At 75.1% G+C, this 14190-nt stretch carries 13 protein-coding genes; 6 read left to right on the top strand and 7 right to left on the bottom strand.

Annotated elements, in window-relative coordinates; genetic code table 11:
* A partial coding sequence (locus AB0E83_RS28400; protein ID WP_362117863.1) for a DUF2510 domain-containing protein occupies positions 1 to 447 on the bottom strand: 447 nt, incomplete at its 3' end.
* Between the two features lie 378 nt (positions 448 to 825).
* On the opposite strand from AB0E83_RS28400, the gene AB0E83_RS28395 reads away from it, so the two are divergent.
* Positions 826 to 1320, top strand: a complete 495-nt coding sequence (locus AB0E83_RS28395) for an SsgA family sporulation/cell division regulator (RefSeq protein ID WP_362117860.1) — start codon at positions 826 to 828, stop codon at positions 1318 to 1320.
* 16 nt (positions 1321 to 1336) lie between these two features.
* Here AB0E83_RS28395 and AB0E83_RS28390 read toward each other — a convergent pair whose 3' ends face one another.
* Positions 1337 to 2725: an FAD-linked oxidase C-terminal domain-containing protein gene (locus AB0E83_RS28390; RefSeq protein WP_362117857.1), complete on the bottom strand. Its 1389-nt coding sequence runs from the start codon at positions 2723 to 2725 to the stop codon at positions 1337 to 1339.
* A 98-nt stretch (positions 2726 to 2823) separates the two neighbouring features.
* Here AB0E83_RS28390 and AB0E83_RS28385 point away from each other — a divergent pair, with 98 nt between their 5' ends.
* Positions 2824 to 4290 carry a tetratricopeptide repeat protein gene (locus AB0E83_RS28385; RefSeq protein ID WP_362117854.1) on the top strand — a complete coding sequence of 489 codons (1467 nt, stop codon included), beginning with the start codon at positions 2824 to 2826 and terminating at the stop codon, positions 4288 to 4290.
* A 51-nt stretch (positions 4291 to 4341) separates the two neighbouring features.
* On the opposite strand, the gene hppD is transcribed toward AB0E83_RS28385, so the two are convergent.
* A complete protein-coding gene (hppD, locus tag AB0E83_RS28380) occupies positions 4342 to 5487 on the bottom strand; it encodes a 4-hydroxyphenylpyruvate dioxygenase (protein ID WP_362117851.1) in 1146 nt (381 codons plus the stop codon).
* 121 nt (positions 5488 to 5608) lie between these two features.
* Here hppD and AB0E83_RS28375 point away from each other — a divergent pair, with 121 nt between their 5' ends.
* The 3 genes from AB0E83_RS28375 to AB0E83_RS28365 all read left to right on the top strand — a co-directional run bounded on the left by AB0E83_RS28375 (position 5609) and on the right by AB0E83_RS28365 (position 8314).
* Positions 5609 to 6085, top strand: a complete 477-nt coding sequence (locus AB0E83_RS28375; RefSeq protein ID WP_362117848.1) for an Lrp/AsnC family transcriptional regulator — start codon at positions 5609 to 5611, stop codon at positions 6083 to 6085.
* 77 nt (positions 6086 to 6162) lie between these two features.
* Positions 6163 to 6789, top strand: coding sequence for a helix-turn-helix domain-containing protein (locus AB0E83_RS28370; RefSeq protein ID WP_362117845.1), 627 nt, complete (start codon positions 6163 to 6165; stop codon positions 6787 to 6789).
* Between the two features lie 187 nt (positions 6790 to 6976).
* On the top strand, positions 6977 to 8314 hold the full coding sequence (locus tag AB0E83_RS28365; RefSeq protein ID WP_362117842.1) for an MFS transporter: 1338 nt from the start codon (positions 6977 to 6979) through the stop codon (positions 8312 to 8314).
* On the opposite strand, the gene AB0E83_RS28360 is transcribed toward AB0E83_RS28365, so the two are convergent.
* Positions 8247 to 9029: a S16 family serine protease gene (locus AB0E83_RS28360; RefSeq protein WP_362117839.1), complete on the bottom strand. Its 783-nt coding sequence runs from the start codon at positions 9027 to 9029 to the stop codon at positions 8247 to 8249. The two genes, AB0E83_RS28365 and AB0E83_RS28360, sit on opposite strands and share 68 nt — an antisense overlap.
* A gap of 73 nt (positions 9030 to 9102) precedes the next feature.
* The gene (locus tag AB0E83_RS28355) at positions 9103 to 10191 is read right to left on the bottom strand and encodes an acetylhydrolase (RefSeq protein WP_362117836.1); all 1089 of its coding nucleotides are present in this window, start codon (positions 10189 to 10191) and stop codon (positions 9103 to 9105) included.
* 105 nt (positions 10192 to 10296) lie between these two features.
* Between AB0E83_RS28355 and AB0E83_RS28350 the strand changes: the two genes are divergently transcribed.
* Positions 10297 to 11247: a winged helix-turn-helix domain-containing protein gene (locus tag AB0E83_RS28350; protein ID WP_362117833.1), complete on the top strand. Its 951-nt coding sequence runs from the start codon at positions 10297 to 10299 to the stop codon at positions 11245 to 11247.
* A 75-nt stretch (positions 11248 to 11322) separates the two neighbouring features.
* Here AB0E83_RS28350 and AB0E83_RS28345 read toward each other — a convergent pair whose 3' ends face one another.
* The gene (locus AB0E83_RS28345) at positions 11323 to 11964 is read right to left on the bottom strand and encodes a helix-turn-helix domain-containing protein (RefSeq protein WP_030753286.1); all 642 of its coding nucleotides are present in this window, start codon (positions 11962 to 11964) and stop codon (positions 11323 to 11325) included.
* 418 nt (positions 11965 to 12382) lie between these two features.
* Complete coding sequence (locus AB0E83_RS28340) at positions 12383 to 14179, bottom strand: DEAD/DEAH box helicase (protein ID WP_362117866.1); 1797 nt, start codon at positions 14177 to 14179, stop codon at positions 12383 to 12385.
* Positions 14180 to 14190 lie beyond the last annotated feature (11 nt).

Here is a 14190-nt window from a genome sequence, read left to right as displayed (position 1 = left end):
GGCGGCCGGCGCGGGCTCGGCGGCCCGGGGCGCGGGCCAGGCGGCCGAGGGGTCCCGCCCCTCGCCGTGGCCGGACGGCCGGGAGGCGTCCGGGCCGGACTGCCGGGAGGCGTCGGCGCGCCAGGCGGTGGCCGGTTCGCGGACGGGCGGCTCCTCGTCGAAGAAGACGGGCCCGGTCTCCTCGACGGCGGCGGGCGCGGACGCGGGGGCGGCGACCGGCCCGGGTTCGGGGGCGGGGGCCGGCGCCGGGCTCGGGGCGAGGATCGGCCCGGCCGGCATGGCGGAGGCGGGCGGGACCGGCGCGGCCTCGCCGTCCTTCGGCGCGGGCCGGCTCGTGCCGGGCACCCACGCGCCGCCGTTCCAGTACCGGATGTATCCGGGAATCGACGGGTCCGGGTAGTACCCCGCCTGCGGTACCTCGCCGCCGCCTCCGGGAGGAGTAGCCACTGCCCCGACTCCGTTCAGTCACAACGCCCAAGAATCCGCGCGGCCCCGCGCCCGGTGTACCGCGCCCAAGAGGGCACAGTAACGAAGAACCTCCCCGAGGGAAGAAAGAGCCCGCGAGAAAGGCCGCCTTCGGGCGACACGGGCCGGAATCGGTCACTCCACGTGAGGTTCGGGCCCGGAGCCGGGGGTGGGAAGGGGGCCGGTGCTCCGGGCGGGAGGGGCCCGTCGGTCCGGGCGGGAGGGGCCCGTCGGTCCGGGCGGGAGGGGCCCGGAAAAACTTCCCGGAAAAAACTTCCCGAAGTCGCGTAATGAACCCGGGGGACCGCGCTCTCTCCAGGTGAAGGCCCGTCCGGGGCCCCCACGCGAAAGGCAGCAGTCATGCGGAACAACACCGAGCACACCACCGTCGAGCGCGAGCTGGAGCTGAAGCTGGTGCTGTCCCCCGAGCGTTCGGTTCCGGTGCCGGCCCGGCTGGCCTACCGCACCGACGACCCGTACGCGGTGCACATCACCTTCCACATCGGTTCCGAGCACCCGGTGAACTGGACCTTCGCCCGCGAACTGCTCGTGGAGGGCGTCTTCCGGGCCTGCGGCCACGGGGACGTGCGGATCTGGCCGACGAAGGTGGAGAACCGCAGCGTCATCCTGATGGCGCTCTCCTCCCCCGACGGCGACGCGCTCCTGGAGGCCCCGTCGGCGCAGGTGTCCGCCTGGCTGGAGCGGACCCTGCGGACGGTCCCGCCGGGCACCGAGTCGGACCGGCTGGGCATCGACGACGGCCTGGCCGAACTGCTCGCGACCACCGTGGTCCGCGACGACCTGTGGCTGCGCGACCCGTGGCCGTCGGACGAGTCGCAGGACGGCGAGCTGTGAGGGCCCGCCGGCGGGTTCAGAAGAGCTTTCCGGGGTTGAGCAGTCCCAGCGGGTCGAAGACGCGCTTGATCTCGCGCTGGAGCTCCAGCCCCACGGGGCCGAGTTCGCGGGCCAGCCACTCCTTCTTGAGGACGCCGACGCCGTGCTCGCCGGTGATGGTGCCGCCGAGGGAGAGGCCGAGCGCCATGATCGCGTCGAAGGACTCCCGGGCGCGCCGGGACTCGTCCGCGTCGGCGGGGTCGAAGCAGACGACGGGGTGGGTGTTGCCGTCGCCGGCGTGGGCGCAGACGCCGATGGTGAGCGCGTACTTCTCGGCGATGGCGGTGGTCCCGGCGAGCATCTCGGCGAGCCGGGTGCGGGGCACGCAGACGTCGTCGATCATCGTGGCGGGCCTCAGGGTCTCCAGGGCGGTGAGGGAGAGCCGGCGGGCCTGGAGGAGGAGTTCGGACTCGGCGGCGTCGGCGGCGGGCACCACCTCGGTGGCCCCGGCGGCCGTGCAGAGCTCCCCCACGGCGGCGAGGTCGGCGGCCGGGTCGGGGGTGTCGAAGGCGCACAGGAGGAGGGCCTCGGTGGTCTCCGGGAGGCCCATCCGCGCCACGCGGTTGACGGCCTGGACGGTGGTGCGGTCCATGAGTTCGAGGAGCGAGGGGGTGTGGCCGCGCTCCATGACCGCGCAGACGGCGGCGCAGGCGGCCTCCGTGGAGGGGAACTCGGCGGCGAGGACGAGCTGGGCGGGCGGTTGCGGCTTGAGGGCGAGGACGGCCTTCACGACGACGCCGAGGCTGCCCTCGGAGCCGACGAAGAGGCGGGTGAGGTCGTATCCGGCGACGCCCTTGGCGGTGCGGCGGCCGGTGGTGAGGAGGCGGCCGTCGGCGAGGACGACGTCGAGGCCGAGGACGTACTCGGCGGTGACGCCGTACTTGACGCAGCACAGGCCGCCGGAGGCGGTGCCGATGTTGCCGCCGATGGTGCACGACTCCCAACTGGAGGGATCCGGCGGGTAGTACAGGCCGTGCTCGTTCACGGCGCGGGACAGGACGGCGTTGACGACGCCCGGTTCGACGACGGCGACGCGGTCGACGGGGTCGATCTCCAGGATCCGGTCCATCTTGACGAGGGAGAGCACGACGCAGCCCTCGGAGGCGTTGGCGCCCCCGGAGAGTCCGGTGCGGGCGCCCTGCGGCACGACCGGGACGCGGTGTTCGGTCGCGGTCCGCATCACGTGCCGGACCTGTTCGACGGTGCGCGGGAGCACGACGGCCGCGGGGGTGCCGGCCGCGCAGAAGCCCGCCATGTCGTGGGAGTAGGAAGCCGTGACGTCCGGGTCGGTGAGAACGGCGTCGGCGGGGAGCCCGGCGCGGAGGTCCGCGTGGAGGGCCGCACGGCGCGTCTGGAGATCGTCCATGGTCCCAGCGTGGCACCGGGGGCCAACGGTGTGAACCCGCCGGGGCGGAGGGCCGGTGTGCTCTTCGTACGAGCGCGGGCGGGCGCACAGTGAGGCGCATGAGCCCCATGAAGAGCCAGAACGTGTCGCGGGTGGTGCTCGCCTCCGGGGCGGGGGCGGTGCTCGCGGCGACGGTGCTGCTGTACCTGCCGGAGTTCCTGGAGCGGGAGGCGCCGGCGCGGCCGCCGGGTCCGGTGGAGCGGGCGGCGAGCGCGGCGCACGCGGGGGCCCCGGCGGCCCTGCCGGACCTGACCGCGCTGATCGGGGACCGGGAGCGGTGGCTGCGGGGGCATCCGGGCGACGCGCCGTCGTGGGCGGCGCTGGGCGCGGCCTACGCGGAGCGGGCCGTCCGGCTCGGGGACGCTCGGGACCTGCCGCGGGCCGAGCGGGCGCTGAACCGGTCGCTCGCGGAGCTGCCGGCTGCCCGGGGGAACGTGGACGCGCAGCTCGGGCTCGGGACGCTGGCGGCGGCCCGGGGCGACTGGAAGGGCGCGAAGGAGTGGGGCGAGCGGGTCCGGAAGGCGGCGCCGCGGCGGTGGGACGCGTACCCGCTGCTCGTCGAGGCGTACAACGGGCTCGGGGAGCTGCCGGCGGCCCGCGAGGCGCTGGAGGGCCTGGAGAAGCTGCGCGGCGGGGCGGCGGTGCGGGGTCTCGCGGCAGAGGTGTACCGGGACCGGGGCTGGCGGGAGGACGCCGACGCCACGGCGCTGGACGCGGCGGCGCTGGCGGTCACCGACGAGGAGAAGGCGGCGGCGTACGCCCGGCTCGGGCGGTTCTCGTGGGAGCGGGGCGAGCCGGCGGAGGCGCTGGAGCGGTACGGGACGGCGCTGCGGTTCGTCCCGGACCACGGGCCGGCGCTGGCGGGCCGGGCGCGGGCGCTCGCGGCCCTGGGCCGGACGCGGGAGGCGCGGCGGGAGTGGCGGGCGGCGCTGGACCGGCAGCCGCTGCCGGAGTACCTCCTGGAGGCCGGGGAGCTGGCCGAGGCGCTGGGGCTGGACGGCGACGCGGCGGCGGCGTACGAGCGGCTGCGGAGCGGGGACGGGGCCCCGGGCTCGGCGGAGGTCGTCCTGGGGCTGCTGGACGCCGACCACGGCGCCCCGGCGGCCGCGGTGGCCCGGCTGCGGGCCGCGTGGGCGAAGGGCCACCGGTCGCCGGCGGTGGCGGACGCGCTGGGGTGGGCGCTGTACCGGTCGGGGAAGGCGGAGGAGGCGCTGCCGTACGCCCGCCGGGCCGTCGACGAGGGGCCGCGCAGCGCCCCGTTCACGTACCACCTGGGGGAGGTCGAGCGGGCGCTCGGGAGGACGGGCCCGGCGCGCCGGCACCTGGAGGAGGCGCTGCGGATCCATCCGGCGTTCTCCCCGCTGCACGCGCCGCGGGCGGAGGCGGCGCTCGCGGAGCTGGGCGAGCCGGACCCGGAGGCCGTCCCGAAGGACGCGATCGTGAAGGACGCGCCCCCGAAGGACACGACCTCGAAGGGCTCGGCTCCGGAGGGCGCCGTCCCGGCCGGGAGGGCGGCGGCGGGATGACCGCGCGTCCGGGACGGGCCCCGTGCCCCGTCCCGGTCGCGCCGGCCGGTCCTACAGGTTGCCGCGCTTCTCCTGCTCGCGCTCGATGGCCTCGAAGAGGGCCTTGAAGTTGCCCTTGCCGAAGCCCATGGAGCCGTGGCGCTCGATCATCTCGAAGAAGACGGTCGGGCGGTCCTGGACCGGCTTGGTGAAGATCTGGAGCAGGTAGCCGTCCTCGTCGCGGTCGGCGAGGATCTTCAGCTCGCGCAGCTCGTCGATCGGGACGCGGGTGTCGCCGACCCACTCGCCGAGCGTGTCGTAGTACGCGTCCGGCACGGCCAGGAACTCGACGCCGGCGGCGCGCATGGCGCGCACGGTGGCGACGATGTCGTTGGTGGCGAGGGCGATGTGCTGGACGCCCGGGCCGCCGTAGAACTCCAGGTACTCGTCGATCTGCGACTTCTTCTTCGCGATCGCCGGCTCGTTGATCGGGAACTTCACCTTCTTGGTGCCGTCGGCGACGACCTTCGACATCAGCGCCGAGTACTCGGTCGCGATGTCGTCGCCCACGAACTCCTTCATGTTCGTGAAGCCCATGACCTTGTTGTAGAAGGCCACCCACTCGTTCATCCTGCCGAGCTCGACGTTGCCGACGCAGTGGTCGATGGCCTGGAAGGTGCGCTTGGCCGGCGGCTCGACGATCGGGGCGGCGGCGACGTAGCCGGGGAGGTACGGGCCGTCGTAGCCGGAGCGCTCGACGAGGGTGTGGCGGGTCTCGCCGTAGGTGGCGATGGCGGCGAGGACGACGGTGCCGTGCTCGTCCTTCAGCTCGTACGGCTCCACCAGGCCGGTGGCGCCCTGCTCGACGGCGTGGGCGTAGGCGGCGCGCGCGTCCGGCACCTCGATCGCCAGGTCGATCACGCCGTCGCCGTGGGCGGCGACGTGCTCGTCGAGGAAGCGGCCCCAGTCGGTGGTGGCCCTGATGACGGAGGTGAACACGAAACGGGCGGAGCCGTTGGTGAGGACGTAACTGGCGGTCTCGCGGCTGCCGTTCTCCGGTCCGGAGTAGGCGACCAGCTTCATGCCGAAGGCCGTGGAGTAGTAGTGCGCGGCCTGCTTGGCGTTGCCGACGGCGAAGACGACCGCGTCCATGCCCTTCACCGGGAAGGGGTCGGCCTCACGCGCGGTGGAAGGGGTGTGGTCAAGGATCTCAGTCATGGCAGCAGCGTCTCGCCGACCCGCAAGGTGCGCAATAGTTTGCTGTTCCTCTGGTCAACCTGTACAGCGACGCGCGAGTATCGGCGGACGACTTGTACATCGTGACCATTCGGAGGGCGCTGTGGCGATCGATCATTTGGACGGGCGGCTGATCGTGCTCCTGGCACGTGAACCGAGGATCGGCGTCCTGGAGGCGTCCCGCCGCCTCGGGGTGGCCCGCGGCACCGTCCAGGCGCGGCTCGACCGGCTCCAGGCGAGCGGGGTGATCCGCGGGTTCGGGCCGCAGGTGGACCCGGCGGCGCTGGGCTATCCGGTGACGGCCTTCGCGACGCTGGAGATCAAGCAGGGGCAGGGCACGGACGTGCGGGAGCACCTGGCGACCGTGCCGGAGGTGCTGGAACTGCACACGACGACCGGGCACGGGGACATGCTGTGCCGGCTGGTGGCCCGGTCGAACGCGGACCTCCAGCGGGTGATCGACAAGGTGGTGGCCTTCGAGGGGATCGTACGGGCGTCCACGGCGATCGTGATGGAGAACGCGGTGCCGCTGCGGATCATCCCGCTGGTGGAGCAGGCGGCGGGCGACGCGCCGGAGTGACCCCCTCCGGCACGTCGCCGAGAAGACGTTGCAAAGAAAGCCTTGCAACGTCTTCTTTGCATCTCTACGCTCACGGCATGCCCGAGCCCGAGAAGGCCGCGAACCCGCAGAAGGCCGAGAAGAACGCGGAGGCCCCGCAGGAGCGGGAGCACGAGACCCGCGTGCTCGACCCGCGCTCCCTGCGCGGCCTCGCCCACCCCCTCCGCATGGAACTCCTCCGCTCCCTGCGCCACCACGGGCCGGCCACCGCCTCCCAGCTCGCCGAACGCCTCGGCGAGTCCAGCGGGGCCACCAGCTACCACCTGCGGCAGCTCGCCGCGCACGGCTTCGTCACGGACGACCCGAGCCTCGGGAAGGGCCGCGAGCGGTGGTGGAAGGCCGCCCAGCAGGGCATCCGCTGGGACGACTCGCTGGACCGGAGCTCCGACCCGGACGTGCGGGGCGCGGCCGACCTCCTCCTGCACGAGACGGCCTCCCACCACACCCGGGAGCTGTCCACCTGGCTCGCCACCCGCCACGAATGGCCCGACTGGGCCGGCGCGTCGGACATGAGCGACTTCACCCTGCGGCTGTCGCCCGCCGCCGCGCGCGAGCTCGGCGGACGGCTGCACGCGCTGATCGACGAGTACCGGAGCGTGCCCGAGGCGGCGGACGCCGCGCGTGTACGCCTCCACCTGCACGCGTTCCCGCAGCGCGAGGACTGACCGCGCCGCCCCTTCCCGCACCCGGGGCCCTGCCCCGGGCCCCGTGCCGCACGCGCCGGCGGGGTCGGACGCGGCCCGTCCGGGGTCCGGGGCGGAGCCCCCGGGCACGGGAAGGGGCGGGGCGGGGAAAGGCCCCCCGCGGCGGCCCCCGCAGACGCCCGCCACCCACGGAAGGGACCGCGCGACCATGTCCATCCCCACCGAACCCGCCGAACCCGCCGAACGCCCGTACAAACGCCCCCTGTTCACCGTCCTGACCGCCAACGCCGTCTCCATCGCGGGCAATTCGCTCACCCTCATCGGCGTGCCGTGGTTCGCCCTGGAGACCACCGGCTCCCCCGGCAAGGCCGGTCTCGTCGCCTTCTGCGCCGCCCTGCCCGTCGTCCTCTCGGCGATCGCCGGCGGGCCCGTCGTCGACCGGATCGGCCGCCGCCGGGTCAGCGTCGTCTCCGACCTGGTCTGCGGGCTCGCCCTCGCCGCGATCCCGCTCCTGCACCACACCGGGCACCTCGCCTACTGGCTGCTCTGCGCGCTGATGGCCGTCAACGGCCTCTTCCACGCCCCCGGCGAGACCGCCCGGCACGTCCTCGTGCCGGACCTCGCCGAGCGGGCGGGGACCCCGCTGACGCGGGCCGCGAGCCTCTACGACGCGGTCTCGCGCGGGGCCCGGATGGGCGGGGCGGCGCTCGGCGGCGTCCTGGTGGCGGTCGTCGGCGCCGACACCGTCCTGCTCCTGGACGCGGCGACCTTCGGCACCTCCGCGCTGCTCGTCGCCCTCGGTCTGCGCGGGGTGCCGGCGGCCGAACCGCGCCGCGACGGGCCGCCGCTCTCCGCCGGGCGCTACCGCGCCGACCTGCGGGAGGGGTACGCGTACCTCTTCGGCGACCGGCTGATGCTCGGCATCACGCTGCTGGTCATGGTCACCAACGGCCTCGCACTGAGCTGGAGTTCGGTCCTGCTGCCGCTGCACGCCCGCGAGCACCTGGGCGGTCCGGCCGTCCAGGGCCTCCTGGTCTCCGTCTTCGCGGGCTGCGCGCTCGCCGCGGCGCTGCTCTACGGGGCCGTGGGCCACCGCTTCCCGCGCCGGTGGGTCTTCACCGCCGGCTTCCTCGTCACCGGCGCCCCGATGTTCGTGGTGGCGGCGGTGACGGAGACGGTGGCGCCGCTCCTGGTGACGGCGGTGGCGGCCGGCCTGGGCGCCGGGGTGCTCAACCCGGTCCTGACGACCGTGATGTACGAGCGGGTGCCGAAGGAGCTGCGGAGCCGGGTGGCGGGGGCCGGCACGGCCGGGGTCCTGATGGCGACCCCGCTGGGCGGTCTGGTCACCGGTCTCGTGGTGGAACGGGCGGGGCTGACGGCCACGCTGCTGGGCGTCGCGGCGCTCTACTTCCTGGTGACGCTCGCCCCGGCGGTCCTCCCCGCCTGGCGCGGCCTGGAGGCAGCCCCCGCAGCCTCGGTCAGCAGCTCGGAACCTTCGACTCCCGACCCTGCTCCAGAGCCCGCAGGGACGCCACCGCGTCGCTGAGGGCGGAGACGGGCACGAGCCGCATCCCGTCCGGGAGTTCGGCCTCCGCGTCCGCGCACTCGCCCTTCGGCACGAGGAAGACGGTGGCGCCGTCGCGCGCGGCGGCCTGGGTCTTGAGGGAGACGCCGCCGACGGCGCCGACCTTCCCGTCCGGCGCGATCGTGCCCGTACCGGCGACGGTCTTCCCGCCGGTGAGGTCGCCGCCGTCGCCGTCCCCGTCGAGCTTGTCGACGATGCCGAGGGCGAACATCAGGCCGGCGCTGGGCCCGCCGACGTCGGCGAGGTGCAGCTCGACCTTCACCTTCGCCGGGTCCAGCTCCAGGTGGTTCAGCGCGGCGACGGCGGCGGCGTCCTGGGACTCCTTCATCTGCCCGAGGTTGCGCTTCTCGATCTCGGCGTCCGACTTCCCCGGCGGGTAGACGGAGTCGTGCGGCAGCACCGCCCGGTCCGTCCGGAACCAGGCGTCGGCCACGTCCGCGAGGTCCACGTCCGTGCCGGGGCCGGTGGCGAGGATGGTCGTCATCCGCAGCTGGCCGGTGGTCGGCCGGACCGGGGCGCCGGTGATCGTGATGACCTCCCGCCCCCGGTCCTTCCCCAGGACGTCGGCGGTGGAGCCGGGCTGGGCGATGGCGAACGGCAGCGGCGCGAGCCCCGCCACGGCGACCAGCGCGACGACGGGCACGGCGCACGCCGCGAGCACACGGGACCGGGGCATACGGGAGAGACGCGAGAGCACGTCCCCAATCTACTGGGGCGGGGACCGGGCACGGGCCCGGCCCGGCGCCGGGTCAGCCGCGGCCCAGCTCGCGGGCGAAGAAGCCGCGCAGTTCGCGGCGGACGGCCGCGAAGGAGGCGGCCGCGTCGCCGGGGCCGACGAGCCCGTCCCGGACCGCGTCCGTGACCAGCCCGGTGGCGTGCAGCCGGGGGACGACGGCCGCGTGGTCGGTGAGGACCCAGTGGTTCGCGGCGCGCAGGGTGCGGCGCCGGGCCCGCAGGCCCGCCCAGGAGCGCTCGATCCGCTCCGCGCCCTCGAAGCCGTCGGTGCGGAGCAGCAGCAGCGGCCGGCGGCCCGGCCAGGGCTCCAGGTCGAGGTAGCCCTCCAGGTTCGCGACGGCCCGGATCCGGGGGTCGCGGGCGGCGAGCAGCGCGGCGGCGGTGCCGCCCGCGGAGTGGCCGTGGATCCCGGCCCGGCGCGGGTCGAGCGGGGGGCCGTACGGGAGCTCGTCGAGCCGGTCGAGGACGAGGCGGAGGTCGGCGACGCGGGTGTCGACCATGGTGCGGAAGGTCGCCGGGTCCGGCGGCCCGTGCAGCACGGACTCCCGGACCGTCCCGTCGGGCAGCTCCACCTGGCTCGCCTCGCCGGGGTGGTCGACGAGGACGACGACCGTGCCGTGGCTCGCCAGGTCCTCGGCGAGGCCGGTGCCGAGGGTGCGGGCGTCGCCGCCGCCGGGCGTGTACAGCACGAGGGGGCGGCGGCCGGGCAGCGGCGGGGCGCCGGCGTGCGCGTGGGTGAGCGTCCCGGCCCAGTCGACGCCGGCGGCCGGCAGCCCCCGGACCAGGGGCGCCAGCGCCCCGAAGACCCCCGCCTCGCCCCGGGTGAGCTGCGGGACCCGGGGGAAGCCGTCGACGGTCCTGGCCGGATACGCGACGCTGACGACGACCCGGCGGTGCCCGAGCGCCGGCTCCCAGGGGTCGGTGCGGGAGGGGTCGGTGAACGCGTGCCGGACGGTGCCGACCGGGTACGGCCCGGTCGGCGCGGGCAGCACGGGCACGAGCCCGGCGGCGGCCCGCGCCGGGGAGCCGGTGGCGGCGAGGGAGGCGGAGGCGAGGCCGAGCAGCGCGGCCTTGGCGAGGGTGCGGCGGGAAGGAGTGCTCATGCCCGGCATGCTGGATCCCGGCGGCCCGCCCGGACGATCCTTTCGACCGTGCCCGAAAGGATCGACGCGAGAGGGCCGGGCCGGGGCGGAGCGAGAGGCGGGGGCGTGCTGCGGATCCACTTCACGGCGGAGGACTGGACGCGGTTGCGGTGCGCGCCGCGGCCCTCGCCCGTGCCCGAGCTGCACGCGGCGCTGCTGATGCTGGGCGCCCCGCACGAGGGGGCGCTCTTCGGGCGGTGGCGGGCGCGGACGGCGCGGGCCCTGCCGGCGGCGGCGGGGCCGCTGGCGGACCTGGTGCCGGGCGGCTCGGCCCCGTCGTTCCTGGACGTGCTGGGCGGGACCCGGGAGGAGGGCTTCGCGGAGATCCGGGCGGCGGCGCCGGAGCTCGTGCGGTCGGAGCTGGAGCGGGTGTACGCGGGGCGGGGCCCGGCACCGGCGTGGATCAGGTCCCTGCACGCGGGCGGGGCGGAGGGCTGGGAGACGCTCGCGCGGGCGCAGCGGGCGGCGTACGGGGCGGTGCTGGCGCCGGTCTGGGGGCGGGTGCAGGACCTGCACCGGGCGGAGTTCGCGCGGCACGCGGTCGCGCTCGCGGAGGGCGGGCCCGGGGCGGCCCTGACGGCCCTGGCGCCGGGCTCGCGGCTGCGGGACGGGGTGTGGGAGTGGCCGTCCGGTGCCGGGGAGGTGCGGCTCGGGGGCCGGGGCCTGGTGCTGCTGCCGACCTTCCACTGGCGGGGCGCGCCGCTGGTGCAGGACGTGCCGGATCGGCCGGTGGTGGTGGCCTATCCGGCGGGCCCGGGCCTGCCTCCCGTACCGGAGGGGCCGGGCGGCCCGGAGGAGGCCCTGGCGGGGGTCCTGGGCGGTACGAGGGCGGCCCTGCTGCGCGCCCTGCCGGAGCCGCGGACGACCACCGGTCTGGCCGCCGCGCTGGGCGTCTCGCCGGCCACGGTCTCGGCCCACACCGCCGCCCTGCGCGCCGCCGGCCTGCTGACCACGGCCCGCGCGGGCCGCTCGGTGCGGCACGCCCGCACCCCGCTCGCGGAGCTGCTCCTGCGCTGACGGCCGCCGGACCGGACGCGGGCATGCCAAAAGGGCACCCGTGGCCGCACGGGTGCCCTCCGGGCGGCGGGCCCGTTACCGCAGGGCGTCCGCGACCTCGCGGGCCGCGTCCACGACGCGGGGGCCGACGCGCTCCGGCACCGCGTCGGCGAGCATGACGACGCCGACGCTGCCCTCCACCCCGGTCACGCCGACGAGCGGCGCCGCCGCCCCGCTCGCCCCGGCCTCCAGCTCGCCGTGGGTGAGGGTGAAGCCGGGCTCGATGAGGGTGCCCTGGCGGGCGGCGAGGATCGCCCGGCCGGCCGCGCCCCGGTCCAGCGGGTGGCGGAAGCCGGCCCGGTAGGCCACGTGGTAGTCCGTCCAGGTGGGCTCGACGACGGCGACGGCGAGCGCCTCCGCCCCGTCGACGAGCGTCAGGTGGGCGGTCGCGCCGATGTCCTCGGCGAGCGAGCGCAGGGCGGGCAGGGCCGCCTCGCGCACCAGCGGGTGGACCTGGCGGCCGAGGCGCAGCACGCCGAGGCCGACGCGGGCCCGGCCGCCGAGGTCGCGGCGGACGAGGGCGTGCTGCTCCAGGGTGGCGAGCAGACGGTAGACCACGGTCCGGTTGACGCCGAGTTTGTTGGACAACTCGGTGACGGTCAGGCCGTGGTCGGTGTCGGCGAGCAGTTTGAGGACTCTGAGTCCCCGGTCGAGCGTCTGGGAGGTCTCCGCGGTCACGACGCCCTCTCCTTCGAAAGTGAGTGACGGCGGGCTCCCACGGGGTTCGCGGCGCCGGTCCCGTCGGCGACGCACGTCAGAGGCCGCCGGCAGGAAGGGGTACACCGGCTGCGCTCCGCGGCGGCGCTGCCACGGGGCGGTTGCTTTGTGCCGGGACAGTAGCGACCCGCTCCGCTCAGCGGAAGACCTCGTCCAGAATCCGGGCGCGGGCGACCGGATGCGGACGGTTCAGGACCTTCGTCGGCCCTCCTCGGGACTTTGGCTGACAGATGCGGCTATGTCGTGCCCGTAGCGTGGAGGGTGCCGGTCGGCCGTCCGTGGGGGCCGGCCCCGGTGCCGGCCCGCTTCGCGCGGAACGGCCGAGAGGCCCGTACGACCGCCGTCGTACGGGCCTCTCCCCTGTCCGGAAGGCCGGGGCTCACCGCATCCGGGTGGCCCACTCCTGGACCTTCTTGATCCGCTCGCGGATCTGTCCGGCGGTCGCCTCGGCGCTCGGCGGGCCGCCGCAGACCCGCCGCAGCTCGGTGTGGATCACGCCGTGCGGCTTGCCGCTCTGGTGGACGTACGCGCCGACCATCGTGTTGAGCTGCTTGCGCAGTTCGAGGAGCTCCTTGTGGGAAACGACGGGGCGCCGCTCGGCCGGAAGCTCCAGGAGGTCGGCCTCGGTGTCCGGCTTCTTGCGGCTGTGCGCGATCTGCCGGGCCTGCCGCTTCTGGAGGAGGAGCTGCACCTGGTCGGGTTCGAGGAGGCCGGGGATGCCGAGGTAGTCCTGCTCCTCCTCGCTGCCGGGGTGGGCCTGCATGCCGAACTCGGCGGCGTTGTAGAGGACGCGGTCGAAGACGGCGTCGGACTCCAGCGCCTCGAAGGGCAGCATGTCCTGCTCGCCGGTCTCCTCGTCCTGCTGCTTCTCGGCCTCCGCCATCTCCTTCTCGGACTCGGCGTACGGGTCCTCCTCCTCGCCCTCCTTCTTCGGCTTGTCGAGGACGTGGTCGCGCTCGACCTCCATCTCGGAGGCGAAGCCGAGGAGGCTGGGGATGGTGGGAAGGAACACGGAGGCGGTCTCGCCGCGCCTGCGCGATCGCACGAAGCGGCCGACGGCCTGGGCGAAGAACAGCGGGGTGGAGATGGTGGTGGCGTAGACGCCGACGGCGAGCCGCGGCACGTCGACGCCCTCGGACACCATGCGGACGGCGACCATCCACCGGTCGGTGTTCTCGCTGAACTCGTCGATGCGGCTGGAGGCGCCGGCGTCGTCGGAGAGGACGACGGTGGCCTTGGTGCCGGTGATCTCGCGGATCAGCTTGGCGTAGGAGCGGGCCGAGTCCTGGTCGGAGGCGATGACGAGGCCGCCGGCGTCCGGGATGGACTTGCGGACCTCGGTGAGGCGCTGGTCGGCGGCGCGCAGCACGTTCGGCATCCAGTCGCCGCGCGGGTCGAGCGCGGTGCGCCAGGCCTGCGAGATCGCGTCCTTGGTCATCGGCTCGCCGAGCCGGGCGGCGATCTCGTCGCCGGCCTTGGTGCGCCAGCGCATGTTGCCGCTGTAGGAGAGGAAGATGACCGGGCGGACGACGCCGTCGCCGAGCGCGTTGCCGTACCCGTAGGTGTAGTCGGCGGAGGAGCGCCGGATGCCGTCGTTGCCCTCCTCGTACGTGACGAAGGGGATGGGGTTGGTGTCGGAGCGGAACGGCGTGCCGGTGAGGGCGAGCCGGCGCGCGGCGGGCTCGAAGGCCTCCAGGCACGCCTCGCCCCAGGACTTGGAGTCGCCGGCGTGGTGGATCTCGTCGAGGATGACGAGGGTCTTGCGCTGTTCGCAGCGGTTGCGGTGGAGCATGGGGCGCACGCCGACGCCGGCGTAGGTGAGGGCGACCCCGTCGTACTCCTTGCTGAGCGGTCCGGCGCTGTACTCCGGGTCCAGCTTGATCCCTATCCGCGCCGCGGCGGCCGCCCACTGCTTCTTCAGGTGCTCGGTGGGGGCGACGACCGTGACCTGCTGCACCACGTGGTGGTGGAGCAGCCAGGACGCGAGGGTCAGGGCGAAGGTGGTCTTGCCGGCGCCGGGCGTGGCGACCGCGAGGAAGTCACGGGGCTGCTCCTGGATGTACTTCTCCATCGCGCCCTGCTGCCAGGCGCGCAGCTTGTTGGCGGTGCCCCAGGGAGCACGGCCGGGGAAGGCGGGAGAGAGGTGATGTGAGGAGGTGGCGGTGGTAGTCACGATCTCCGGTTCGA

Origin of the sequence: Streptomyces sp. NPDC035033 (assembly GCF_040636735.1) — a bacterium.
Taxonomy (GTDB): domain Bacteria; phylum Actinomycetota; class Actinomycetes; order Streptomycetales; family Streptomycetaceae; genus Streptomyces.
Note: the sequence above shows the minus strand (reverse complement) of the source record. Positions and strands in the feature narration are given on the sequence as shown.

Excerpts from the sequence above, each read along its gene's own strand:
- AB0E83_RS28395 (WP_362117860.1), top strand. The coding sequence starts at position 826 with ATGCGGAACAACACCGAGCACACCACCGTCGAGCGCGAGCTGGAGCTG.
- AB0E83_RS28390 (WP_362117857.1), bottom strand. The coding sequence starts at position 2,725 with ATGGACGATCTCCAGACGCGCCGTGCGGCCCTCCACGCGGACCTCCGC.
- AB0E83_RS28385 (WP_362117854.1), top strand. The coding sequence starts at position 2,824 with ATGAGCCCCATGAAGAGCCAGAACGTGTCGCGGGTGGTGCTCGCCTCC.
- hppD (WP_362117851.1), bottom strand. The coding sequence starts at position 5,487 with ATGACTGAGATCCTTGACCACACCCCTTCCACCGCGCGTGAGGCCGAC.
- AB0E83_RS28370 (WP_362117845.1), top strand. The coding sequence starts at position 6,163 with ATGCCCGAGCCCGAGAAGGCCGCGAACCCGCAGAAGGCCGAGAAGAAC.
- AB0E83_RS28365 (WP_362117842.1), top strand. The coding sequence starts at position 6,977 with ATGTCCATCCCCACCGAACCCGCCGAACCCGCCGAACGCCCGTACAAA.
- AB0E83_RS28360 (WP_362117839.1), bottom strand. The coding sequence starts at position 9,029 with ATGCCCCGGTCCCGTGTGCTCGCGGCGTGCGCCGTGCCCGTCGTCGCG.
- AB0E83_RS28355 (WP_362117836.1), bottom strand. The coding sequence starts at position 10,191 with ATGAGCACTCCTTCCCGCCGCACCCTCGCCAAGGCCGCGCTGCTCGGC.